Raw genomic sequence first — 24,534 nt, 5'->3', positions numbered from 1 at the left:
CGCCGCGTCGGAGAGAAGTACCGGAGGAGTGCCGGGAGATCACGGGCGGGCGGCACGGCCGGCGAGGACGGCCGCCCGGCACTCGGCCGGGCCGCCCCAGGCGGCCCGCAGCGCGCGGGCCCTGGCCAGCCACAGCGACAGGTCGTACTCGGCGGTGTAGCCGATCGCGCCGTGCAGTTGGAGTGCGGCGCGCGCGGTGGTGTACGCCGCCTCGCAGGCCGTGACCTTGGCGGCGGCGACATCGGCGGGCGCCATGGTCAGGGCCGCTCCGAAGAGCAGCGGGCGCGCGAAGTCCAGGGCCGTCCTCGCGTCGGCGAGCCGGTGCTTGACGGCCTGGAAGGAGCCGACGGGGACACCGAACTGGGTGCGGCGCCCGACGTGGGCGACCGTCCGGTCGAGAAGTGCGAGACCGACGCCGAGGGCCTGGGCGGCGGTGGCGAGCCGGGCCCAGGTGAGGGCGTGCCCGACGGGAGGCGCGGCGGACAGGAGTTCACCGCCCGCCGTCAGCGGGGTGAGGCGGCGGGCGGGGTCCAGACAGCCGCGTACCGGGCCGTGGCCGGGGGCCAGACGCAGTTCGCCGGCCGTCAGGGCGAGGCGGACGGTCGCCGTGTCGCCGTCCAGCGCATACGAACCGTCGAGGGCCAGGGTCGCCGACGCCTCGCCCGAGACCAGCGCCGGAAGCAGCCGCTCGGCGGGGCCGGGGTCCGCCAGCTCCGCCAGCAGGGCGGCCGCCGCGACCGTCTCCGCCAACGGGCCCGGCACCGCGTGCCGGCCCAACTCGACGAAGCCCACGGCCAGTTCCACCGGGAGCGGACCCATTCCCGCGTAGTCGGCCGGTACCGCCAGCGCGAACACGCCCGCCTCGGCGAGACGGGACCACAGCGCACGGCCGCTGTCGTGCTCGCCCCGGCTCCAGTCCCGTACGACCGACGGCGTGTCCGCGGCCGTCAGCATCGCGTCGAGGGAATTGGCGAACGCCCGCTGTTCGGCGTCGAGGAGGAAGCGCATCAGCGGCGGCCCTTCGGCAGGCCGAGCAGGCGCTCGGCGACGATGTCGCGCTGGATCTCGTTGGTACCGGCGTAGATCGGGCCGGCCAGGGAGAACACGTACCCCTCGGACCAGTCCGTGTCCGCCGTCTCGCCCTCCTGGCCCAGGAGATCGAGCGCGGTCTCGTGCAGCGCGATGTCGTACTCGGACCAGAAGACCTTGTTCAGGCTGGCCTCCGGGCCGATGGCCTCCCCGTTGAGGAAGCGGGAGGCGAGGGCGTAGGCGAACAACTGATAGGCGCGGGCGCCGATCACCGCTTCCGCCACCCGGTCCGCGGCCCATGCCGGGCTGTCCCGGCCGCGCCACAGGGCGAACAGCCGGTCCGCGGCGGCCAGGAAACGGCCCGGGGAGCGGAGCCGCAGCCCGCGTTCGTCGCCCGCCGTCGACATGGCGATCCGCCAGCCCTCGCCGGGCTCGCCGATCACGTCCTCGTCGGGGACGAAGACCTCGTCCAGGAAGATCTCGGCGAAGGCAGGCTTCCCGTCGAGCCGGCCGATCGGCCGGACCGTGACGCCGGGGTCCCGCAGGCCGAACATCAGATAGGTCAGCCCCTGGTGGGGTTTCGGCGTGTCGGGGTCGCTGCGGAACAGCCCGAACGCGCGGTCGGCGAAGGCGGCACGCGACGACCAGGTCTTCTGGCCGCTCAGCAGCCAGCCCCCGTCGGCCCGCACCGCGCGGGAGGTGAGGGACGCCAGGTCGGACCCGGCCTCCGGCTCGGACCAGGCCTGCGCCCAGACGACCTCACCGGTGGCCATGGAGGGCAGCACCCGGGCGCGCTGCCCCGGTGTGCCGTGCTCGAAGAGGGAGGGCGCCAGCAGGTTGATGCCGTTCTGGGTGACACGGCCCGGCGCGCCCGCCGCGTAGTACTCCTCCTCGAACACCAGCCAGCGCACGATGTCCGCGTCCCGGCCGCCGTACGCCGCCGGCCAGGACACCACCGACCAGCGGTCCGCGGCCAGTTCGGCCTCCCACGCGCGGTGGGCGGCGAAACCCTCCTCGGTCTCCAGGGAGGGGAGCAGGACGCTCGGCACATGCGCGGTGAGCCAGGCCCGGGCCTCGGCGCGGAACGCCTCGTCGGCGGGGGAGTGCGTGAGATCCATCGACGGCACCTCTCGACGGCGAGCTTCCCTAACAAGTGTTTGGTAGGTTAGCTTGGGAGCATGAGCGACGTCGAGACTCCCGCCTACGAACCCGGGCACGGGCTGCTGAAGGGACGCACCGCCGTCGTCACCGCCGCCGCCGGCGCGGGCATCGGCGGGGCCACGGCGCGCAGGTTCCTCGAGGAGGGCGCGCGGGTGGTCATCAGCGACGCGCACGTCCGCCGCCTCAAGGAGAGCGAGGCGGCCCTGGCCGCCGAGTTCGGCGCCGGGAACGTCTCCGCGCTGCCCTGCGACGTGAGGGACGAAGAACAGGTGCAGGCCCTGTTCGCGCGGACGGACGAGCTCCACGGCGGCCTGGACGTCGTCGTCAACAACGCCGGTCTCGGCGGCACCTCGGCCCTGGTCGACATGACCGACGCACAGTGGTCGAAGGTCCTCGACGTGACCCTGGGCGGCACCTTCCGGTGCACCCGCGCCGCACTGCGGCACTTCAAGGAGCGGTCCGGCGGCGGCGTGATCGTGAACAACGCCTCCGTCGTCGGCTGGCGCGCCCAGGCGGGCCAGGCGCACTACGCCGCCGCCAAGGCCGGGGTCATGGCGCTCACCCGCTGCGCGGCGATCGAGGCCGCCGCCTACGGGGTCCGGGTCAACGCGGTGTCCCCGAGCCTCGCCATGCACCCACACCTCGCGAAGGTGACCACCCCCGAACTCCTGGAGGAACTGACGCGCCGTGAGGCCTTCGGCCGGTACGCGCAACCCTGGGAAGTGGCCAACGTGATCGTGTTCCTGGCGTCCGGCTACTCCTCGTACATGACCGGCGAAGTCGTCGCCGTCAGCAGCCAGCGTGCCTAGCATCACAATGGAACGGTGCCTACCAAGAAGAAGTCCCAGGTGACCGCCACCCCGGAGCGGCGCCGCGAACTCCTCGGCCTCGCCGCCGAGGTCTTCGCCGAGCAGGGCTACAACGCCACCACCGTACGCAGGATCGCGGACCAGGCCGGGATGCTCGCGGGCAGTCTCTACTACCACTTCGACTCCAAGGAATCGATGCTGGAGGAGATCCTGCGGACCTTCCTCGACGAGCTCTGGGACGGCTACGACACCGTCCTCGCCGCCGAACTCGGCCCCCGGGAAACCCTGGAGGCACTGGTCACCGAGTCCTTCCGGGAGATCGACCGGCACCGGGCCGCCGTCGCGATCTACCAGAAGGAGTCCCGGCACCTCGCCGCCCAGCAGCGCTTCGCGTTCCTCGCCGAATCACAGCGCAACTTCGAGAAGGCCTGGCTGAGCACGCTGGAGCGCGGCGTCGCCGCCGAGGCCTTCCGGTCCGACCTCGACATCCGGCTCACCTACCGGTTCGTGCGCGACACCGTCTGGGTCGCCGCGTCCTGGTACCGGCCCGGCGGACAGCACAGCCCGGAGGAGATCGCCCGGCAGTACCTGTCGATGGTGCTGGACGGGATCTCCGTACGCCCCTAGCCCCGTCTGCGGAGGAGTCGTCATGGCCGAGGCCTACATCGTCGAAGCGGTCCGCACGCCCGTCGGGCGGCGCGGGGGAGGCCTCAGCGCCGTCCACCCGGCCGACCTCGGCGCGCACGTCCTCAGGGCGCTGGTCGAGCGCTCCGGAGTGGACCCCGCCGCCGTCGAGGACGTCGTCCTCGGCTGCCTGGACACCGTGGGACCACAGGCCGGGGACATCGCCCGCACCTGCTGGCTGGCGGCCGGACTCCCCGAGGAGGTACCGGGCGTCACCGTCGACCGGCAGTGCGGTTCCTCCCAGCAGGCCGTGCACTTCGCGGCCCAGGCGGTCCTGTCCGGCACCCAGGACCTGGTGGTCGCGGGCGGCGTCCAGAACATGAGCCTGATCCCCATCGCCTTCGCCTCCCGCCGGGCCGCCGAGCCCCTCGGCCTCACCGACGGCCCCTTCGCCGGCAGCGAGGGCTGGCGGGCGCGGTACGGCGACCGGCCCGTCAACCAGTTCCACGGCGCCGAACTCATCGCCGCCAAGTGGGGCATCAGCCGCCGCGACCAGGAGGAGTTCGCGCTGCGCTCCCACGAGCGGGCCCTGCGCGCCCTCGACGAGGGCCGCTTCGTACGCGAGACCGTCCCCTACCGTGAGGTCACGGCCGACGAGGGCCCGCGCCGGGACACCTCACTGGAGAGGATGGCCGCCCTCGCACCGGTCGTCGAGGGCGGCACCATCACCGCCGCCTGCTCCTCCCAGGTCTCCGACGGCGCCGCCGCGATGCTGCTCGCCTCCGAGCGGGCGGTACGCGAACACGGTCTGACCCCGCGGGCCCGCGTCCACCACCTCTCCGCGCGGGGCGAGGACCCGATCCGTATGCTGTCGGCGCCCATCCCGGCCACCGCGTACGCCCTGAAGAAGACCGGCATGTCCCTCGGGGACATCGACCTCGTCGAGATCAACGAGGCCTTCGCCCCGGTCGTCCTGGCCTGGCTGAAGGAGACCGGCGCCGACCCTGCGAAGGTCAACGTCAACGGCGGCGCGATCGCCCTCGGCCACCCGCTCGGCGCCACCGGCGTGAAGCTGATGACGACGCTTCTGCACGAACTGGAGCGCACGGGCGGCCGGTTCGGCCTGCAGACCATGTGCGAGGGCGGCGGCCAGGCGAACGTGACGATCATCGAACGCCTCTGACCACGCCGGCGGTGCTCAGGATTTCGGCCGGCCAGGCACGGGCCTCACGGACGCTCGGCGTCCCGGTCGTCCGCCGGGCGTGCACCGGAGCGCGCACGCCCGGTGTGCGCGGAAAGACCCCGGAGGTCCCGGAGGTCCCGGTTTTCCTGGGGCCCCTGGGGCCCCTGAAGCCCCTGGAGAACCGTCTCCGCTTGCGACATCAGGCCCTCGACCAGCTCCGCGCACGACGGCAGATCCTCGATCACCCCCGCGACCTGCCCCGACGCCATCACCCCCAGATCCGTACGCCCGTCCACCATCGCCGCCTTGAGGAGCATCGGCGTGTTCGCGGCGAGCAGCACCTGGCTCCAGGTCAGGTCCCTGCCGTGCCTCATGGCGAGGCCGTCACGGACCATCCGGGGCCAGGAAAGACCGGACACCCGCCGGAAGGACGCCGCCCGGCGCACCGCCCAAACGAGCGCGCGCGCACGGCCGGCCCGCTCCAGGGAGCCGACGAACTCCGTACGCAGCATGCGGTGCGGCAGTCCGTCGACGGCTCTCGTGACCGTGACGTCCCCGACCGCCGCCGCCAGATACGCCGCTTTCACCGCGTCCGGGACGGTGGAGTCGGAGGTGAGCAGGAAGCGCGTCCCCATCGCGATGCCCGCCGCGCCATAGGCCAGCGCCGCGACCAGCCCCCGCCCGTCGTGGAAACCGCCCGCCGCCACCACCGGGATGTCCACGGCGTCCACCACCTGCGGCAGCAGCACCGTCGTCGCCACCTCGCCGGTGTGTCCGCCGCCCTCGCCGCCCTGCACGATCACCGCGTCCGCGCCCCACGCGGCCACCTTCTCCGCGTGCCGGCGCGCCCCGACGGAGGGCACGACGACCACCCCCGCCTCCTTCAGCTCGGCGATCAGCTCACGGGAGGGCGCGAGGGCGAACGACGCGACCCGCACCCCCTCCTCGACGATGATCCGCACCCGTTCGCCCGCGTCCCCCGCGTCGGCCCGCAGATTCACCCCGAACGGCGCGTCCGTACGGGACTTGACCTCCCGCACCGCGTCCCGCAGGTGGTCGAGGGTCATCGTCGCCGAGGCCAGGACGCCCAGCGCGCCCGCGTTCGCCGTGGCGGAGACCAGCCGGGGCCCCGCGACCCACCCCATGCCGGTCTGCACGACCGGGTGACGGACGCCGACGAGACGGGTGAGCGCGGTCTCCATCAGTGCCCGGCCTCCCCGGCGCGCGGGGTCGGCCCCGCGACCTCGCGGTCCCGGGCACCGCCCGGGTCGATCACCGTACGGATCAGTTCCAGCTCCAGCGGAGTCGGTTCGCGGGTGTACGGCACCTCGGCGGCCACGGACAGCTCGAAGCCCGTGGCCTCCCGCACCTCCTCCACGGTGACGCCCGGATGCAGTGAGGCCAGGCGCATGGAGTGGTCGGGCGTGGCGAAATCCAGGACGCCGAGGTCGCTCACCACACGAGGGATGCGGTGGAAGCGGGTGGCGCTCGGGCCCGCGGCGGCGGCCCGGTCGTACCCCACCCCGCACACCATGTCGACCTGCGCGACGAAGACCCGCCGGGAGTGCTTCGGGATCCAGTAACTGGTCGGGTTGTTCAGGGTGTTGACGGGCGCCCCGCGCACGCCGAGCAGCTGGCGCCGCGGCCGGGCCCAGTCCCCGACGCAGGAGATGTTCTGGTTGCCGAAGCGGTCGATCTGGCTCGCGCCCATCATCACGTGCCGGCGCCCTCCGGTCACCGTGGTGAGATGCCGGCGGTACGGCAGCCAGCCCTCAGGGGTGCCGTCGAGGCCGACCAGCAGGGCCTCGCCGTCGGTCATCAGCAGGTCGGGGGAGAAGGTGCGCCGGGCGAGGCGGGCGCCGATGGACGGGATCGTGCCCATGGGGCTGGCGAGCACCTCGCCGTTGTCCCGCCAGGCCTCGGCGCAGGCGATCACGCAGTACTCGGCGCGGGTGACCGCGGGGATCGGGCTCATCGCCGCTCCTTGTGCCAGGTCCGCACGGCGGACTGGTACGCGTCTTCGTCACCGGCGAGGAAACGCTCGGCGAACCGGTCGTACGGCGTGGTGGCGTACAGCTTCTGGAAGGGTTCGTCGCGCGGGTGATCGGGGGCGCAGGAGGTGAAGTGCGCGCCGTTCGGCGTCTCGACGACACCCGTCACGCTCGACCGGTTCAGCAGCAGCGTCTGCGGCGCGGCATCCTTGCTGAGCGCGGCGGTGCCGAGGTGGTCGACGAGCTGCTCGCAGGAGACGTACGCCGTGTCGGCCGCCTCGCAGAACAGATCGTCGAAGTACGGGTCCGGGCCCAGGTACTGGCCGTTGCCCGCGCGGTCCGCGCGGTTCATGTGGACCAGGGCCGCGTCCAGGCGGAGGGCGGGCATGGCGACGAACGTCTCCCCGTCCTCGTAGGGGGAAGTGACGGTCCGCAGGCCGGGGTTGACCCGCATCACGTCCGAGCCGATCCCCGCGCGCACCGGCAGGAAGGGGAGGCGGTTCGCGGCGGCGTGCAGGCCCCACATGAACATCGCCTCGTCGACCTCCGTCAGCTCGAAGGCGCCGCTCTCGCGCGCCGCGCGGTAGTGCGGTTCGAGCGGGATGGAGTCGAGGGTGGTGAAGGCGGTGACCAGCTTGCGGATGCGTCCGGCGGCGGCGAGCAGCCCGACGTCCGGGCCGCCGTACGACACGACGGTGAGATCGGAGATCCCGGTCCGAAGCAGCGCTCTGACCAGGGCCATCGGCTTGCGGCGTGAACCCCAGCCGCCGATGCCCAGCGTCATCCCGCTCTCAAGGCGGGCGACGGCCTCGTCCGCCGACATGGTCTTGTCACTCACTGGCAGGCCTCCTGGTCCCCGTGGCCGCCTCCGCGGCCTGTCGGCCGAACGTGTCGCGGACGCGGTCGGCCACTCCGCTGAGGTTCGCCTCGAAGGTGAAGCCCTGTTCGAAGCGGTAGCTGCGGCGCACGTCCACGGGGTCGATGCCGTTGAGGGCGGCCTTGGCGAGCCTGATCAACTCGCCGTCCTTGGCGGCTATCTCGCGTGCCAGCTCCAGGGCGGCGTCCCGGAGCTCCTCGCGCCGTACGACCTTCCACACCGAGCCGTGCGCGTGCAGCTCGGCCGCGGTCGCCGTGCGCGCGGTGTAGTACAGGGCGCGCATCAGGTGCCCCGGGACCAGACGGGCCAGGTGGGTGGCCGCGCCGAGGGCGCCGCGGTCCAGCTCGGGCAGCCCGAAGGTGGCGTCCTCGCTCGCCACGATCGCGTCCGCGTTCCCCACCAGGCCGATCCCGCCGCCCAGACAGAATCCGTGGACCGCCGCGACGACCGGCACCTCGCACTCGTAGACCGCGGCGAAGGCCTCGAAGCAGCCGCGGTTCGCCCCGACGAGTGCGTGGTGGCCCCCGGTCTCCCGGGCCTCCCGCTGCATCTCCTTGATGTCCACGCCCGCGTTGAAACCGCGCCCGGCGGCCGTCAGTACGACACACCGTGTTCCTGGGTCGCGGCCCGCGGCGCGCACGGCGTCGGCGAGGTCGAACCAGCCGCGCACCGGCAGCGCGTTCACCGGCGGGAAGTCGACCGTGACGACGGAGATCCGTTTTTCCGGGGACGAGGTGGAGACACCCATGGACGCATCAGCTACCTTCCCACCAAACGTTTGTTAGGTGCAGTGTCGAAGCTAGCAGCGAATGCATCCGCGCGGGAGGCCCTGTGGACAACGTGGACGGCACGGACGGCATGGATCTCGGCGGGCGGACCGTCGTCGTCACCGGCGGGACCCGCGGGGTCGGGGCCGGGATCGCGCGGGCCTTCGTCGAGGCGGGCGCGAAGGTGCTGGTCTGCGCGCGCAGACCCCCCGAAGTACCCGTCGCCGGGACGGAGTTCGTCCCGGTCGACCTGCGTGACCCGCCCGCCGTGCACACCTTCTTCGACGCGCTGCCCCGGCTCGACGTACTGGTCAACAACGCCGGCGGCGCCCCGTACCGCCCCCTGGCCGAAGCCGGCGCCGAGCGGCACGCGCGCGTGATCGAGCTCAACCTCGTTGCGCCGCTGACCGCCTCGCTCGCCGCGTACGCGCACCTCAGGCGGGCCGGGGGCTCGATCGTGATGATCGGCAGTGTGAGCGGGACGCGCCCGTCGCCCGGTTCGGCGGCGTACGGGGCGGCCAAGGCGGGCCTGGAGAACCTGGCCCGTTCGATGGCCGTCGAGTGGGCCCCCGACATCAGGGTCAACACCCTCGTCGTCGGCATGGTCCGCACCGAGCTGTCCCACCTCCACTACGGCGGCGAGCAGGGCGTCACCGCCGTCTCCCGGACCGTCCCGCTCGGCCGTCTCGCCGACCCGTCCGACGTCGGCGGGGCCGCCGTCTTCCTCGCGTCGGACGCCGCCGCCTACATCAGCGGGGCCTCGCTCCTCGTCCACGGGGGAGGGGAGCGGCCCGCCTTCCTCGACGCCGCGACCGTCAACAGGGCCGATCCGACCTACCAGGAGGACTGAGATGAGCGGACCGCTGTTGTGCCGGGAACGGGTCGTGATCGTCACCGGCGCGGGGCGCGGACTCGGCCGGGCGCACGCGCTCGCGTACGCCGCCGAGGGCGCGCGGATCGTCGTGAACGACCTCGGGGTCGGGCTGGACGGCTCGCCGGGTGCGGACGGCCCGGCCGCGCGGGTCGTGGCGGAGATCCGCGCGGCGGGCGGCGAAGCGGTGGCCCACGCGGGCGACGTCGCCACCACCGAGGGTGCCGCGTCCCTGGTGCGCACCGCCCTGGAGACGTACGGACGCCTCGACACCCTCGTCAACAACGCGGGCTTCCTGCGTGACCGGATGCTCGTCAACCTCGACGAGGAGGACTGGGACGCCGTCCTGCGCGTCCACCTCAAGGGCCACTTCCTGCCGCTGAAGCACGCGGCGGCGCACTGGCGGGCGGAGGCGAAGGCGGGGCGGACGCCCCGGGCCCGGGTCGTCAACACGAGCAGCGGGGCCGGGCTGCTGGGCTCGCTCGGGCAGGGCAACTACAGCGCCGCCAAGGCCGGGATCATCGGGCTGACCCTGGTCGCCGCCGCCGAGTTGGGGCGTTACGGCGTCCAGGTCAACGCGATCGCGCCCGCGGCTCGCACCCGGATGACCGAACGCGCCTTCGCCCAGGCGATGGCGGCACCGGACGCCGGTTCCTTCGACGCGATGGCGCCCGAGAACGTGTCGCCGCTGGTCGTGTGGCTGGGGGCGGACGCGAGCGCAGGCGTCACCGGACGCGTCTTCGAGACCGAAGGGGGCCGTATCACCGTCATGGAGGGCTGGCGGCCGGGGCCGGGCGCGGACGGCGGTGCCCGCCGGAGCCCCTCCGAGGCCGGTGACACGGCCCTGGAACTCCTGGCGCGCGCGCAGGAGCCCGGCGCGGTGTACGGAGCGGGCGGCGCGGCGGGGGAGTCGGCGGGAGGCCGCTGACGCCCCGGTCCCGCCGGGTCGCGCAGGCCGCGTTCGCCGGCCTGCGCGTTCGCCGGTCTCAACCCCTGGGTGGAGGCCGGAAACCCACCCGTGCTCAACCCGGTGGTTGAGGACGCGCGGCGCCGCGAACGGCAGTCTCGAGGACATGACGACGACCGACTACATCATCTCCGCGGCTCTCATCCTTCTCGTGATCCCGCAGATCCGCGGCACCCGCATGACCTTGCTCCACACGCTGTTGCCGCTGGCCGCCGTCGCCGCCGCGGCCGCGTACTACCTCAAGTCCTTCCCGACCGAGGGGCACGACGTCCGCCTCGATGCCGTCACCGTCGCCGCAGGCGCGGCCCTGGGCCTCGCCTGCGGCGCGGCCACCCGGCTAGGCCGGGCGGCCGACGGGGTCGCGATCGCCAGAGCCGGGGCGCTCGCCGCGCTCCTGTGGATCGCCGGCATGGCCGCCCGCGCCGGATTCGAGTTCTGGGCCACCCACGGCGGCGCGGGCAGTATCGCGCGGTTCAGCCGCGACAACCTGATCACCGGGGCCGACGCGTGGACCGCCGCACTGCTTCTGATGGCTCTGGCCCAGGTCGTGTGCCGGCTTGCCGTGGTGCGTGTCAGAGCGCGCCGGGTCACCGCCCCCGCAGCGATACCGGCCGGGGCCTGAGCCCGCCGGCCCCGCCGCGCGCGAGGAGGACGGGCGGTCCGTGCGCGAGGTCGGGCGGTTCGTGCGCGAGGGCCGGCGGTCGCCGGCTTCCGCAGGGCGGGCCGAGCCTCTCGTCGGATCTCCCCGCCGGTCGGTTCCGCCCGCCGGCGCGTTCTCCCTGTCGGTCAGTTCTCCCCGCGCAGCACCGTCAGCGCGTGTGCCGCCCGTGCGCGGACCTCGGTGTCGTGGTCCTCGGCCAGGGCGCGGAGTTGTTCCATGCCCTCGGTGTGGCCGGCGGCCAGCAGTCCGGCCAGCGCGTCGGCGACCGCCGCGCGCACCGCGGCCTCCGGGTGCTCCGCGTGGCGCAGGACCTCGGGGAGCGCGGCCGGGTCCGCGCGGCGGCCCAGAGCGGCGACGGCGGCTCGCGCGACCACGGGATGCCCGGTCTCGCGGGCGAGTTCGCGCAGCACCTGCCTGCTTCGAGGCGCGCGGGACCGGCCCAGCACGTCGGCCCCGAAGGCCTGCCGGAGCGGATCGGTGCCGCGGCACCACAGCACCGCCGCACGGAACGTGTCCTCGTCGCCGCGCAGGCCGAGAGCCGTCGCCGCCTCGGTCCAGTCGTCGTCGGCGGGGTCGGCGCGGCGCAGGGCGCGGGCGGCGAGTTCCGGGGCGGGGGCGGCGATGCCGAGGGATGTCTCCAGGAGGGTGGCGATGGCGGCGTGACCGGTCTGCTGGTCGTTGCCGGACACGGGGTGCCCGGCGGGGTCGAGGAGTTGCACCTCGACGGTGATACCGCCGTCCTCCGGGTAGCGGTGGACGGCCGACGGGTGGCCGGGACCGTAGGTCCGCTCCAGGCCCGCGCGGAGTGCGGCCTCCACGTCGACGGCCAGCCAGCGGTGTGCCTCGGCGAGCGCTGCGGACCGTTCCCGCGCTCCGCGCTGGAGGAGGGCGCGGACACAGCCGGGAGAGCCGCGGCGGGCCGCCGCCACGATCGGGGGCTCACGCGTCGGTCCCGGCCGGTCGGGGTCCGCGCCGGCCGCGAGCAGTTCCGTCACCACCGCGGCCCGGCCCTGCTGCACCGCCCAGGTCAGCGCCGTGAATCCGAACCCCTCCACGCGGTCGGGACTCGCGCCCGCCGCCAGCAGGGCCCGTACGACCTCCGTGTGGCCGCCGCAGGCCGCCCCGCACAGTGGGGCGTCCGTGCCCTGGCTGAGCCGGTCCGGGTCGGCGCCCGCGGCCAGCAACAGCCGTACGACGTCCGGCCGGTCGCTGACCGCGGCCAGATACAGCGCCGTCCCGCCCTCCGCGTCCGCCGACTCCGGGCTCGCGCCGGAGCGCAGCAGCCGCACCACCGCGTCCTTGTCACCCTCGTACACAGCGGTGAGGAGACGCGCCGCGGGGTCGTTGGTGCTCATCCTTCGACCCTCGCTCCTGAAGGAGGCGCGAGGCAAAGCCTTTTGGGGTGTTCTGACTCACCCCGCGGACACCGCGCGCTCCGTGCGCCGCGGCATCCCCCTACGTGTCGCACTCCAGCACCGTCCCGCACAGGGTGCAGCGCGCCCGCACCCGGCCCTGTACGGGCACCCTGATCCGCTGGTGGCAGGTCGGACAGGGGAAGGAGACGCGCAGCGGGCCGCGGCCGTCCGGGGTGAACGCGTAGGGGACTCCGGGGTGCGGGCCGGGCCCGGGGTGGTCCTGGGCGTGGCGCCGGTCCTTCGCGTAGCGGCGGCGGCCCGCCCAGCCGGCCGCGGTCAGCGGGGGCTGCTGCTCGTCGCCGCGGGCCTTCGCCATGCCCTTCGTGTACGCGGTGTAGGCCTGCGGGCTGGTGAACCAGACGGAGGGGTCCTCGCCGAAGACCAGGGCGCGTTTGGCGAGGACGTAGCCGAACTCCTCGGGGGTGAGATAGCCGAGCTTCTGCGAGGAGGCCGCGTCCTCGCGGTAGGCGTCGAGCAGCAGCCAGCCCGCCCCGAGGTACGTCGCGGCGGTGTCCGTGAGGATCTCGTTGTCGCGGGTGCCGGGGAAGGAGAGGTCGAGGCGGTGCAGATAGACATGCATCACCTCATGCGCGAGGGCGGCGCCGATGTCCCTGCGATGGGTGCGGAAGCGGTCGTTGAGTTCGACGAAGTACTCCGGGCCCGCCGTGAGTTCGACGTTCGCCGCATGGGTCATCTCACGGAAGCCGATGATCATCCGGGCGTCCGGCAGACGGTAGTGGCGCACCATCTCGCGGGCCACCCGCTGCGCTCCCAGGTACAGGTCGTCGATGTCGCCGAAGGCCACGTCGACGGGGGCCACGCTGGTCGCGAAGGTGTGGATGGTGTCGTACGAGAGCCGTCTGTAGAGCGCGGTGATCGAGGCCCGCACCGTGTCCAGGTGCGGGTAGCCGTGCTCGACGGGTCCGCCGTTCGCCACGTCCGCACCCCCTGAAGACGCCGCCGTCCGCACTCCACTCTAAGCCGGGTTCCGCCGAGCGGCCGGACGAGTGCGTGCGCTCGCGGAGATGCGACGGCGTGCGCCGGGGAGCGGCTGGCCGAAACGCGGTCCTTGCCGGGGCGCTCCGGCGTCTCAATAATGCGCAAAGGATTGGCGGGTGCATGTCATTCCCCTGGCCTGTCGTGCTGCGCGCCGTGCCGTTCACCGCACGGCTCCCGCCGCCTCGGCATGCCGCAGGACGCACGGTTCGTGCCACCGCCACCCCTCGACCCCCCACGAGAGGAAGCACGTTGAAGTCTCCGAAGAAGTTCACGGGCCTCAGAAGACTCCTCGCCCTCGGCGCCGTCGCCCTCGCCGCCGTCTCGCTCCAGCCCGTCTCCGCCCAGGCCGCGCCCGCGCCCGTCGTCGGCGGAACCCGCGCCGCGCAGGGCGAGTTCCCCTTCATGGTCCGGCTCTCCATGGGCTGCGGCGGCGCCCTCTACACCCAGCAGATCGTGCTGACCGCCGCGCACTGTGTGAACGGCTCCGGCACCAACACCTCCATCACCGCCACCGCCGGCGTCGTCGACCTGCAGAGCACCAGCGCCATCAAGGTCAAGTCGACGAAGGTACTCCAGGCGCCCGGCTACAACGGCAAGGGCAAGGACTGGGCCCTCATCAAGCTCGCCACGCCCATCCAGCAGCCCACCCTGAAGATCGCCACCACCACCGCCTACAACAACGGGAACTTCACCGTCGCCGGCTGGGGCGCCACCCGCGAGGGCGGCGCCCAGCAGCGCTACCTCCTCAAGGCCACCGTGCCCTTCGTCAGCGACGCCGCCTGCCAACAGGCGTACGGCAGCGACCTCGTGCCCGGTGACGAGATCTGCGCCGGGTTCGTCCAGCAGGGCGGGGTCGACACCTGCCAGGGCGACTCCGGCGGACCGATGTTCCGCAAGGACGACTCCGGCGCGTTCGTCCAGGTCGGGATCGTCAGCTGGGGCCAGGGCTGCGCCGAGCCCGGATACCCCGGCGTCTACAGCGAGGTCTCGACCTTCGCGGCCGCCATAGCCAGGGCGGCGTCCACCCTGTAGGGGTCCGGTCGCCGTCATGACACGGCGCGGGCGTCCGCGGCCCACTCGCGGACGCCCGCGCTGCGCTCGCGGACGCCCACCCCCCACACGGTCTAGCCCAGGCCCCGCGAACCAGGCAGAGCATCGTGCGTTCCGATCGGAACCGGAGCATCGTGCGCCCCGATCGGAGCCGGGCCGCGCAGAACCGGCGGCACCGGCCCGGCGGACTCCCCGCCCGACTCCTGGAGCTCCAGGACCCACACCTCGTTGGCCCCCTCGCGCAGCACCGGCCCGGGCACGTACAGCGACCGCTGCGGGCCCGCCGACCAGTAGCGGCCGAGATTGAACCCGTTGATCCACACGAACCCCCGCGTCCAGCCCGGAAGATCGAGAAAGGCGTCCCCGGCGCCGCGCACCTCCACCGTGCCGCGGTACAGACCCCGGGCACCCCCCGCCGGCAGCCCCGCGAAGGGCACCCCGCCGACGCCGTCGTCGAACGCGTCGAGACGCAGTCCCCGAGCCCGCACCCCGTGCAGATACTGCCGCTCGTGCAGCACACCCCCGGTGATGCCCTTCGGCTCGCCCGAACGCGGCCCGTAGTTGACCCTGCCCAGCGACTCCACCCACATCTCCACCCGCGCGTTCCCCGCGACGGGCTCGCTGAGCCGGCAGTCGTCCTCGGTCAGTACCCCGGCCGCCGCTCCGTCGACGTACACCACCGCCAGATCCCGCAGCCCGCGCAGCAGCAGCGGATACGGACCCCGAGGCCCCGGCACGGTCAGCTCGTACCGGACCAGGCCCCGGTCCACGTCCACTTCCTCGAAGGTGGGAGGCACGGCGTACTCGGCCTCCACACCGCCCAGCGCCTCCAGCACCGCATCCGGCGGAGCCCACTCCCGCAGATCCACGACCGCGGGCGCGCCCAGCGGCGCCGGGGCCGGCGGCACGTCCGGCAGCGGCCCTTCCGCGTACCCGGCCAAAATCTCCCGGAAGCGCCAGAACTTCTCGGTGGGCCGCCCGAGTTCGTCGAGGGGAGCGTCGTAGTCGTACGAGGTGACGTCCGGCTCCAGCGGGCCCTCGTGGAGCGCTCCACCGCCCCGGTTCGCACCCGCCCAGCCCGCGAAGTTCGTCCCCCCGTGCGCCATGTAGAGATTGACCGACGCCCCGCACTTTAGGATCTCGCGCAGCGCGTCCGCCGCGTCCCCAGGATCCCGTACGACGTGCTCACCGCCCCAGTGGTCGAACCAGCCGCACCAGAACTCCATGCACATCAGCGGGCCTTCGGACCGGTGCCGGCGCAGCACCTCGAACGCCTCACGCGCGCGGGAGCCGAAATTGACCGTCGCGAGGACACCGGGAACCGAGCCGCCACTGAGCATGTGGTCCTCGGGACCGTCCGAGGTGAACAGCGGGACGCTCACCCCCTCGGCACGCAGCACGTCGGCCAGCCGCCGCAGATACACCTGGTCGGATCCGTAACTGCCGTACTCGTTCTCGACCTGCACCATCAGCACGGGGCCACCCCGGTCGATCTGCCGGGGCACGATCTCGTGCGTCAGATGGTGGAACCAGCGCTCCACGTCCCGCAGGTACTCCTCGTCCCTGGTGCGCGGCCGCCCCGTCAGCCAGTGCGGCAGCCCGCCGTTCTCCCACTCCGCACAGATGTAGGGGCCGGGCCGCACGATCGCCCACAGACCCGCCTCCCGCGCCGCGTCCAGGAACCGGCCCAGCGCCTGCACGTCACGGAACACGCCCGGCCGCGGCTCGTGCAGATTCCACGGGACGTACGTTTCCACACAGTTGAGCCCCATCGCCCGCAGCATCCCGAGCCGGTGCCCCCACTGCTCCTCACGCACTCGGAAGTAGTGCAGCGCGCCCGACAGCAGCCGCACCGGCCGCCCGTCCAGCAGAAAATCCGTGTCCCCCACCGCGAACTCGCTCATGGGCCCACCCTCACCCCCTGGCGGCGACCACGTCCATGGACAAAGATCACCTCTGGTTGGACCGAAGTCTCACCGGATGCGGACCGAATGCGGACCGAAGTCGCATCGACGTCGGACCGAAGCCGCACCGACGTCGGACCGAAGCCGCACCGACGTCGGACCGAAGTCGCATCGACGTCGGACCGAAGCCGCACCGAAGCGCACCGAGGAACGGCACCGGCCGCACCGGCGGGAGGACAGCGGATGCACCACACCTGGATGCGGTACCTCACCCCCGCCCCCGTCCACCACCGGCTCGGCCTCACCTGCCTCGGCGTCGGCCTCCAGCACGGCGAACTGCCCCCGTCGGGCCACGCACCCTCGACCACCACGTCGCCGTCGTCGTCAGCCGCATGGCGGCTGGCTCCAGGACCCCCACGGACACCGCCACACCATCACCGCGCCCGCCCTGCTCTGGCTCACCCCCGGCGTGCCCCACCACTACGGACCCGCCCCCAGCTGGGACGAGTGCTTCGTCGACTTCACCGGCCCCGCGACCACCGCCTACACCGAACTCGGCTACATCGAACCGGACCGCCCCGTCGTCCCCCTCTCCGACGCGACCGGAGCCCGCGCCACCGTCGCCCGCATCGCCCGCGCCGCCCGCAGCGGCAACCCCCTCCTGGAGGTCGAGACCGGCGCCGCCGTCCACGAACTCCTCGTCGCGCTGCGCCGCGCCCGCGCCGACCTCACCCCCGACGGCGACCCCGTACTGCACGCCCTCGCCCGGGACGCCTTCCAGCCACTGACCGTCGCCGAACACGCGGCCCGGCACGGCATGACCCCCGCCGAACTGCGCGGCGCCGTCCGCCGCGCCGCCGTACTGCAGCCCCAAGGACTACCTCCTCACCATCCGCCTCGGCCGCGCCAAGGAACTCCTCGCCGCCACCGAACTCCCCGTCGCCGCCGTGGCCAGACGCGTCGGCTACGACGACCCCGCCTACTTCTCCCGCCTCTTCACCCGCCGCGTCGGCACGGCTCCCGTCCGCTTCCGCGCACAACAGGGCCGCACCCCGCCCGGCACCCGCGACGACCGCGCCCCCGACCCCCACGATCCGGCCACGACCGAGCGCCCGCACGCCACGTAGGCTGGTCGACCATGACCACCAGCAACACCGGCGACGCGACCGACCCCACCGGCAACGCGACTGACGACAGCGGCAACCCGACCAGCGACACCGGCGACGCGACCGACAGCCCCGGCACGGACGCCGACGCGACGGTGCGCGCCGAACTCGCCCGGCTGCGCGACAGCATCGACAACATCGACGCCGCCGTCGTCCACATGCTCGCCGAGCGCTTCAAATGCACCCAGCAGGTCGGCCACCTCAAAGCAGCCCACCAACTGCCGCCCGCCGACCCCTCCCGCGAGGCCCAGCAGATCGCCCGGCTGCGCCGGCTCGCGGAGAACGCCAAGCTGGATCCGGCCTTCGCGGAAAAACTGCTGAACTTCATCATCGCCGAGGTCATCCGCCACCACGAGAGCATCGCGGACGGCACGGGACAGGCCGCCGGGGCCACGGGGGAGTGACACCGGGTGCCCCCGCCGGGCATCCCGCACGAAGCGCACACCCACCACCAGGCCCGACAGCAGGAACCGCACACCGGGACCGACGCCGCCGACCTCACACCGGAACAGGGCCGCACCCTCCGACCGGACCGGACATAAGCCACATGACGGGCCACCCCTGTGCCCTGTCGAACCCATCAGGCAGCATGTCCCCATGTCCGTACTGACGCGCGACGAAGCGCAGACCCGTGCCAAGCTCCTCGACGTCCACCACTACGGGATCGAACTCGACCTGACCCGCGGGGACGAGACCTTCGACTCCCGGACCGTCATCCGGTTCACCGCCCGCGCCGACGCGGACACCTTCGTGGAGCTGAAGCCCGCCGAGCTGCGCTCCGTCACCCTCGACGGACAGCCCCTCGACCCCGAAACCCTCGACGGGAACAGGCTGCCCCTCAAAGGCCTGACCGAGGGCGAACACGAACTACGCCTCGACACCGGCATGCACTACTCCCGCACCGGCGAGGGCATGCACCGCTTCACCGACCCCACCGACGGCGAGACCTACCTCTACACCCAGCTGTTCATGGAAGACGTCCAGCGCGTCTTCGCCGCCTTCGACCAGCCCGACCTGAAGGCCGTCTTCGACCTCTCCGTCACCGCGCCCGACGGCTGGACCGTCCTCGCCAACGGCGTCACCGAACACCTGGGAGAGGGCCGCTGGCAGGCCGCCCCCACCCCACCGATCTCCACCTACCTCGTCGCCGTCGCCGCAGGCCCCTGGCACTCCGTCCGCACCGAGCACCGCGGCCTCCCCTTCGGCATCCACTGCCGCCGCTCACTCGCCCCCTACCTGGACACCGACGCCGACGAGATCCTCGACATCACCCGCGCCTGCTACGACCGCTACCACGAGAAGTTCGACGAGCCCTACCCCTTCGACTCCTACGACCAGGCGTTCGTCCCCGAATTCAACGCCGGCGCCATGGAGAACCCCGGCCTCGTCACCTTCCGCGACGAGTTCGTCTACCGCTCCGCCGTCACCGACACCGAACGCCAGACCCGCGCCATGGTCATCGCCCACGAAATGGCCCACATGTGGTTCGGTGACCTCGTCACCCTGCGCTGGTGGGACGACATCTGGCTCAACGAGTCCTTCGCCGAGTACATGGGCTACCAGACCCTCACCGAAGCCACCCGCTTCACCGACACCTGGACCGACTTCGGCGTCACCCGCAAACCCTGGGGCTACGACGCCGACCAGCGCCCCTCCACCCACCCCGTCGCCCCCGACCCGGACGCCGTCCCCGACACCGCGTCCGCCATGCTCAACTTCGACGGCATCTCCTACGCCAAGGGCGCCTCCGCCCTGCGCCAACTCGTCACCTGGCTCGGCGAGAAGGACTTCCTGGCCGGCATCAACACCCACTTCACCCGCCACAAGTTCGCCAACGCCACCCTCGCCGACTTCATCGACTCCCTCGCCGCCGCCACCGAACGCGACGTCCAGGCCTGGGCCGCCTCCTGGCTGCGCACCACCGGCGTCGACACCCTCCGTCCCGCGCTCACCGAGACCCAGGGCACCTGGCACCTCACCGTCGAACACCACGGCAGCCGCCCCCACCGCATCGCCGTCGGCGCCTACGACACCGTCCCGGGCGAGGACAGGCGACTCGTCCCACGGGACCGCTTCGAGACCGACGTACCCCAGGACGCCCCCGTCGAACTCGGCCCCGGCCGCCGCCCCGCCCTGCTCCTCCTCAACGACGGCGACCTCACCTACGCCAAGATCCGCTTCGACACCGACTCCTTCCAGACCATCAGCGCCGCCCTCTCCGGCCTCCCCGAACCCCTCACCCGCGCCGTCGTCTGGAACGCCCTGCGCGACGCCGTCCGCGACGGCGAACTGCCCGCCATGGCCTACGTGGACGCCGCCCGCACCCACCTCCCGCACGAGACCGACCTCGCCCTCGTCCAAGGCGTCCTGACGTTCGCCGCCACCCAGGTCGCCGACCGCCTGCTGCCCGCCGAGGACCGCCCGACCGCCCTCGCCACCCTCGCCGACCTCTGCCGCGACCTCCTGCGCCGCACCGAGGACGGCGACAACCCGGGGCTGCGCCTCACCGCTGTACGCCACTACATCGCCGTCGCCGCGCACCCCGACACCATCAGCGCCTGGTTCTCCGAGGGCACCGTCCCCGGCGGCCCGGAACTCGACCCCGAACTGCGCTGGCGCGTCCTCGGCCGCCTCGCCGTCCTCGGCGCCATCGACGACGCCGTCATCGAGGCCGAACTCGTCCAGGACCCCAGTGCCACCGGCCAGGAAGGCGCCGCCCGCTGCCGCGCCGCACTGCCCGACCCCGAGGCCAAACGACGCGCCTGGGAGGAGATGTTCGGCTCCGACCACCTCTCCAACTACCTGTTCACCGCGACCGCCCAGGGCTTCTGGCAGCCCGAACAGGCCGACCTCGTACGGGAGTACGTCGAGCGCTACTGGCCCGACGCCGTGGCCCTCGCCGCCCGCCGCGGCCCCGCCATCGCCGAGGCCGCCGGCCGCTACGCCTTCCCCGCCCACGCCGTCACACCCGAGACCCTCGCCCTCGGCGAGGCCTGCCTGCGCGACGCCGACCCCATCCCCGCGCTGCGCCGCAAGCTCGTCGACCAACTCGACGACCTGGCAAGGGCACTGAAGGTACGGGAGGCAAGCGGGAACTAGATCCACCGGGGCCCGGGATGCACCGGGCCCCTGGATCCACCGGGCCTGGGTGCACCGGACGGGGGTGCGCCGGCCCTGGATGCACCGGCCCGGGATCCACGGGCCTGGACACACTGGGCTCCCGGATGCACCGGGCCTGGATGCACCGGACGGGGGTGCGCCGGCCCGGGATCCACCGGGCCTGGACACACCGGGCTCCCGGATGCACCGGGCTTGGACACACCAGGCTCCCGGATCCACTGGGCCTGGACACAGCGGCCCGGGATCCACCAGGGTCCCGGATCCACCGGGCCTGGATCCACCGGGCCTGGATACACCGGCCCTGGATGCACCGGCCCGGGATCCACCGGGCCTGGACACAACAGGCGGCCGGACCCACCGGATCCGGATCCACCGGACCCGGCTCCAGCAGAGCCGGATTCAGCCGGGCCTCGTCCGGCAGGGCCGGGTCCGGCAGGGAAGGTCCCGCTCCTCCTCACCGACCACACGGCAGGTCGATCGTCCCTCCCGGACACAGCGGGGACGATCGCCCTGCCCTCGCCGACCGCCCAGCCGCGGCACGCCCCGCACGACACTCCCCGGCGTGTGCCCGGCGGCCGCCTCGCCCCCGCGGACGACGGCACCGGCACGACACTCACGACACGCCCCGCGCACGACGGCACCGGCACGACACTCACGACACGCCCCGCGCACGACGGCACCGGCACGACACTCACGACACGCCCCGCGCACGACCTGCCCTTGTGCGGAGCGCCCCCGCACGACCCCACCCTGCGCGGAGCGCCCTCGCACGACCTCACCCCGCGGGGTGTGCCCCTATACAAACCTCACCCCGCGCGGAGCGCCCCCACACACCCCCCGTCACCCCCGCCCCTCCACTCACCTTTCCTCCCCACGGCAGTACCCCCATTCGGGTCAGATCGTTGTGCTCTGTGGGCGCGCCGCCCCATCCCGTACACGCTTGGAACCCCCTGCCGCGCGCCCACCGGAGGACACCCATGAGCACGCCGCCCCTCGCCTCAGGTCCCGAAGGCCCCGGCGCACTGCGGCCACTGCTCGACACCGTGCTCGACGCCCTGCGCACCGGCAGCACCGCACGCGGCGGACCCCTGCCCGCCGGGGGACCCGAGAACGTGGCCCGACGCCTACGGGACGCGGCTTAAGCGACATCCTTCCCCGGCACGGAACCGCCGACGCCCTGCGCACCCTCGTCCACGCCCTCGCCGAAGGCTCCGCCGACCCCGCCGACCCCCTGTGCGCCGCACACCTGCACTGCCCGCCCCTCGCCGTCGCCACCGCCGCCGACCTCGCCGCCTCCGCCCTCAACCCGTCCCTGGACTCCTGGGACCAGGCACCGGCCGCCTCGGAACTCGAATCCCTCGTGACCACCGCCCTCGCCGCCGAGGTCTACGGAAAGGCGAACGAGCCGCACACCGCCACCGCCCTCGTCACCACCGGCGGCACCGAATCCAACCAACTCGCCGTACTCCTCGCCCGAGAAGCGCACAACGGCGTCCAACTCGTCCACGGCGCCAACGCCCACCACTCACTGCCCCGCGCCGCCTGGCTGCTCGGCCTGCCCGACCCCGTCGTCATCCCCGCCCCCGCTTAAGCACCATGGACCCCGTAGCCCTCGACGAAGCCCTCACCACGCTCCGGGGCCCCCGCGGCTCCCTCCTCGTCGCCGCCACCGCCGGCACCACCGACGCCGGACTCATCGACCCCCTGCCCGACCTCGCCGACGTCTGCGCCACCCACGGCGCCCGCCTCCACATCGACGCCGCCTACGGCGGAGGCCTCCTCTTCAGCGACCACCGCAGAGCCACACTCGACGGACTCGACCGCGCCCACACCGTCACCCTCGACCTGCACAAACTCGGCTGGCAGCCCATCGCCGCCGGCCTCCTCGCCGTACGGGACCCCCACGACCTCACCGCACTGCGACACCAGGCCGACTACCTCAACGCCGACGACGACACCGAAGCCGGACTCCCCGACCTGCTCGGCCGCTCCCTGCGCACCACCCGACGCCCCGACATCCTCAAGATCGCCGTCACCCTCAAAACCCTCGGCCGCACAGGCCTCGGCGCACTCGTCGACCACGTCTGCGACCGAGCCACCGACCTCGCCGACCTCATCGCCTCCCGCCCCGGCCTGGAACTCCACGCCCCACCCACCCTCAGCACCGTCCTGTTCCGGCCCGCCGGAGCCTCCGACGAAACCGTCGCCGCCGTACGCCGCACCCTCCTCCACGACGGCCGCGCCGTCCTCGGCCGCGCCCGGCTCGACGACCGCCTCTGGCTGAAAGCCACCCTCCTCAACCCCCACACCCGGCCCGACGACCTGGCCGCGCTCCTGAAACTGGTGGAAGGACACACCCCCGATGAGCCCGACGCCCCACCCCCCACTCCACGAACCCGAAGCACCCCGCGACCTCGTGGGCATCGGCATCGGCCCGTTCAACCTCTCCCTCGCCGCCCTCGCCCAGCCCCTCCCCGAACTCGACACCGTCTTCTACGAACAGCGCCCCGGCTTCGACTGGCACCCCGGCCTCCTCATCGACGGCGCCACCCTCCAAGTCCCCTTCCTCGCCGACCTCGTCACCCTCGCCGACCCCGCCAGCGCCTGGTCCTTCCTCAACCACCTCAAGGACCGCGACCGCCTCTTCCCCTTCTACTTCGCCGAGCGCTTCCACATCCAGCGCGCCGAATACGACGCCTACTGCCGCTGGGTCGCCGACCGCCTCCCCGGACTCCACTTCGGACACCAGGTCGACGCCGTCCGCTGGAACCCCGAACGCGCCCTCTTCGAAGTCGACTTCACCCAACTCGACCCCGACGGAGAAGCCGAAGCCCTCGGCCGCACCCACACCCGCAACATCGTCCTCGGCGTCGGCACCGCCCCCACATCCCCGACGCCCTCCAACCCCTCGTGGAAGCCCCCGGCGTCCCCGTCATCCACGCCGCCGACTACCTCGCCCACCGCGACCGCTTCCTCACCGCCGAACACATCACCGTCATCGGCGCCGGACAGTCGGGCGCCGAAGTCTTCCTCGACCTCCTCAGGAACCGTCCCCCCGGACGCGAGAAGATCCACTGGCTCGCCCGCACCGAGGCCTTCGCCCCCATGGAGTACTCCAAACTCGGCCTCGAACACTTCACCCCCGACTACACCCGCTACTTCCACGCCCTCACCGAACCCGTACGCGACCGCCTCGTCGCCGCCCAGTGGCAACTCCACAAAGGCATCGACGCCGACACCATCGCCGCCATCCACGACGAGCTCTACCGCCGCACCCTGCACGGCGACTGGCCCGACGCCGTCCTCACCCCCGCCGTCACCGTCCGCACCGCAGGACGCGTCGCCACCACCAAAGTCGAACTCCACCTCGAACACGGCCAACAGGGCACCCGCACCCGCCTCACCACCGACGCCGTCGTCCTCGCGACCGGCTACCGCGAACGCCCCCTCGACCGCATCCTCGCCGGACTCGACCCCTACCTACGCCGAGACAGCTCCGAACGCCCCCGCATCGACGACCAGTTCCGCCTCCACCTCGACCCCTCCGTCACCGGCCGCGTCTACGTCCAGAACGCCGAACTCCACACCCACGGCGTCGGCGCCCCCGACCTCGGCCTCGCCGCCTGGCGCAGCGCAACCATCCTCAACTCCCTCACCGGCAAAGACCCCTACCCACTCCCACGACGAACGGCCTTCACCACCTTCGGACTGGAACCCCACCCACAGGTCCCGGCCACCCGGCACACCCCGATCCTCACCCCCCTCGTCGACGGACGATAGGACCGGCCGACCCCCGACCCCCGACCCCCGACCCCCGACCCCCGACCCCCGACCTCCGACCTCCGACCTCCGACCTCCGACCTCCGACCCTCGGCCCCCGCGAGACCGCCCCGCACACGGGCCCGCATGCCAAACGGCGCCGGCCCCCCAAAAAAGGGAT

18 protein-coding genes and 3 pseudogenes are annotated in these 24,534 nt (G+C 73.0%); 12 read left to right on the top strand and 9 right to left on the bottom strand.

Annotated elements, in window-relative coordinates; translation table 11 throughout:
• Window positions 1-39: 39 nt before the first annotated feature.
• Both HEP85_RS11165 and HEP85_RS11160 read right to left on the bottom strand, forming a co-directional pair.
• A complete protein-coding gene (locus tag HEP85_RS11165) occupies window positions 40-1,008 on the bottom strand; it encodes an acyl-CoA dehydrogenase family protein (protein ID WP_369657682.1) in 969 nt (322 codons plus the stop codon).
• Entirely contained in the window at window positions 1,008-2,147 is a 1,140-nt protein-coding gene (locus HEP85_RS11160; protein ID WP_168527648.1) for an acyl-CoA dehydrogenase family protein, read from the bottom strand. Before HEP85_RS11160 ends, HEP85_RS11165 begins: the two co-directional genes overlap by 1 nt.
• A gap of 60 nt (window positions 2,148-2,207) precedes the next feature.
• On the opposite strand from HEP85_RS11160, the gene HEP85_RS11155 reads away from it, so the two are divergent.
• Genes HEP85_RS11155 through HEP85_RS11145 form a run of 3 tightly spaced genes read left to right on the top strand, consistent with a single transcriptional unit; the run spans window position 2,208 to window position 4,806 of the window.
• Window positions 2,208-2,999, top strand: a complete 792-nt coding sequence (locus HEP85_RS11155) for an SDR family oxidoreductase (RefSeq protein WP_369657681.1) — start codon at window positions 2,208-2,210, stop codon at window positions 2,997-2,999.
• A 15-nt stretch (window positions 3,000-3,014) separates the two neighbouring features.
• Window positions 3,015-3,626: a TetR/AcrR family transcriptional regulator gene (locus HEP85_RS11150; RefSeq protein ID WP_168527646.1), complete on the top strand. Its 612-nt coding sequence runs from the start codon at window positions 3,015-3,017 to the stop codon at window positions 3,624-3,626.
• A gap of 22 nt (window positions 3,627-3,648) precedes the next feature.
• On the top strand, window positions 3,649-4,806 hold the full coding sequence (locus HEP85_RS11145; protein WP_168527645.1) for an acetyl-CoA C-acetyltransferase: 1,158 nt from the start codon (window positions 3,649-3,651) through the stop codon (window positions 4,804-4,806).
• 44 nt (window positions 4,807-4,850) lie between these two features.
• On the opposite strand, the gene HEP85_RS11140 is transcribed toward HEP85_RS11145, so the two are convergent.
• Genes HEP85_RS11140 through HEP85_RS11125 form a run of 4 tightly spaced genes read right to left on the bottom strand, consistent with a single transcriptional unit; the run spans window position 4,851 to window position 8,422 of the window.
• On the bottom strand, window positions 4,851-6,008 hold the full coding sequence (locus HEP85_RS11140) for a nitronate monooxygenase family protein (protein ID WP_168527644.1): 1,158 nt from the start codon (window positions 6,006-6,008) through the stop codon (window positions 4,851-4,853).
• Window positions 6,008-6,781 (bottom strand): CoA-transferase subunit beta, encoded by a 774-nt coding sequence (locus tag HEP85_RS11135; RefSeq protein ID WP_168527643.1) that lies wholly within the window; start codon window positions 6,779-6,781, stop codon window positions 6,008-6,010. The genes HEP85_RS11140 and HEP85_RS11135 overlap by 1 nt, the downstream gene beginning before the upstream one ends.
• Complete coding sequence (locus tag HEP85_RS11130; RefSeq protein ID WP_168527642.1) at window positions 6,778-7,635, bottom strand: CoA transferase subunit A; 858 nt, start codon at window positions 7,633-7,635, stop codon at window positions 6,778-6,780. Before HEP85_RS11130 ends, HEP85_RS11135 begins: the two co-directional genes overlap by 4 nt.
• Window positions 7,628-8,422: an enoyl-CoA hydratase family protein gene (locus HEP85_RS11125; protein WP_168527641.1), complete on the bottom strand. Its 795-nt coding sequence runs from the start codon at window positions 8,420-8,422 to the stop codon at window positions 7,628-7,630. The genes HEP85_RS11130 and HEP85_RS11125 overlap by 8 nt, the downstream gene beginning before the upstream one ends.
• Before the next feature lie 110 nt (window positions 8,423-8,532).
• Between HEP85_RS11125 and HEP85_RS11120 the strand changes: the two genes are divergently transcribed.
• The 3 genes from HEP85_RS11120 (at window position 8,533) to HEP85_RS11110 (ending at window position 10,901) form a co-directional block, all read left to right on the top strand.
• Window positions 8,533-9,291, top strand: a complete 759-nt coding sequence (locus HEP85_RS11120) for an SDR family oxidoreductase (protein WP_168533527.1) — start codon at window positions 8,533-8,535, stop codon at window positions 9,289-9,291.
• A gap of 1 nt (window position 9,292) precedes the next feature.
• Entirely contained in the window at window positions 9,293-10,240 is a 948-nt protein-coding gene (locus HEP85_RS11115) for an SDR family oxidoreductase (RefSeq protein WP_168527640.1), read from the top strand.
• Window positions 10,241-10,385: 145 nt separating this feature from the next.
• Entirely contained in the window at window positions 10,386-10,901 is a 516-nt protein-coding gene (locus HEP85_RS11110; protein ID WP_329287173.1) for a hypothetical protein, read from the top strand.
• A 164-nt stretch (window positions 10,902-11,065) separates the two neighbouring features.
• Here HEP85_RS11110 and HEP85_RS11105 read toward each other — a convergent pair whose 3' ends face one another.
• A complete protein-coding gene (locus tag HEP85_RS11105; RefSeq protein ID WP_369657680.1) occupies window positions 11,066-12,295 on the bottom strand; it encodes an ankyrin repeat domain-containing protein in 1,230 nt (409 codons plus the stop codon).
• A gap of 100 nt (window positions 12,296-12,395) precedes the next feature.
• A complete protein-coding gene (locus tag HEP85_RS11100) occupies window positions 12,396-13,292 on the bottom strand; it encodes a hypothetical protein (protein ID WP_168527639.1) in 897 nt (298 codons plus the stop codon).
• A 311-nt stretch (window positions 13,293-13,603) separates the two neighbouring features.
• Here HEP85_RS11100 and HEP85_RS11095 point away from each other — a divergent pair, with 311 nt between their 5' ends.
• Window positions 13,604-14,386 carry a serine protease gene (locus HEP85_RS11095; protein ID WP_248001887.1) on the top strand — a complete coding sequence of 261 codons (783 nt, stop codon included), beginning with the start codon at window positions 13,604-13,606 and terminating at the stop codon, window positions 14,384-14,386.
• Between the two features lie 92 nt (window positions 14,387-14,478).
• On the opposite strand, the gene HEP85_RS11090 is transcribed toward HEP85_RS11095, so the two are convergent.
• A complete protein-coding gene (locus HEP85_RS11090) occupies window positions 14,479-16,308 on the bottom strand; it encodes a beta-galactosidase family protein (RefSeq protein ID WP_168527637.1) in 1,830 nt (609 codons plus the stop codon).
• A 243-nt stretch (window positions 16,309-16,551) separates the two neighbouring features.
• Here HEP85_RS11090 and HEP85_RS11085 point away from each other — a divergent pair.
• From HEP85_RS11085 to HEP85_RS11065, 5 genes and pseudogenes are all read left to right on the top strand, one after another.
• Window positions 16,552-17,435: pseudogene (locus HEP85_RS11085) on the top strand (helix-turn-helix transcriptional regulator).
• A gap of 11 nt (window positions 17,436-17,446) precedes the next feature.
• Entirely contained in the window at window positions 17,447-17,878 is a 432-nt protein-coding gene (locus HEP85_RS11080) for a chorismate mutase (protein ID WP_248001886.1), read from the top strand.
• Between the two features lie 193 nt (window positions 17,879-18,071).
• A complete protein-coding gene (gene pepN / locus HEP85_RS11075; RefSeq protein ID WP_168527635.1) occupies window positions 18,072-20,573 on the top strand; it encodes an aminopeptidase N in 2,502 nt (833 codons plus the stop codon).
• 998 nt (window positions 20,574-21,571) lie between these two features.
• A pseudogene (locus HEP85_RS11070) lies at window positions 21,572-22,955 on the top strand (aspartate aminotransferase family protein); the annotation flags it as partial.
• A 1-nt stretch (window position 22,956) separates the two neighbouring features.
• Window positions 22,957-24,374 (top strand): annotated as a pseudogene (locus tag HEP85_RS11065) (lysine N(6)-hydroxylase/L-ornithine N(5)-oxygenase family protein).
• Window positions 24,375-24,534: the final 160 nt, after the last annotated feature.

This window comes from Streptomyces sp. RPA4-2 (genome assembly GCF_012273515.2).
Taxonomy (GTDB): Bacteria; Actinomycetota; Actinomycetes; order Streptomycetales; family Streptomycetaceae; genus Streptomyces; species Streptomyces kaempferi.
Note: the sequence above shows the minus strand (reverse complement) of the source record. Positions and strands in the feature narration are given on the sequence as shown.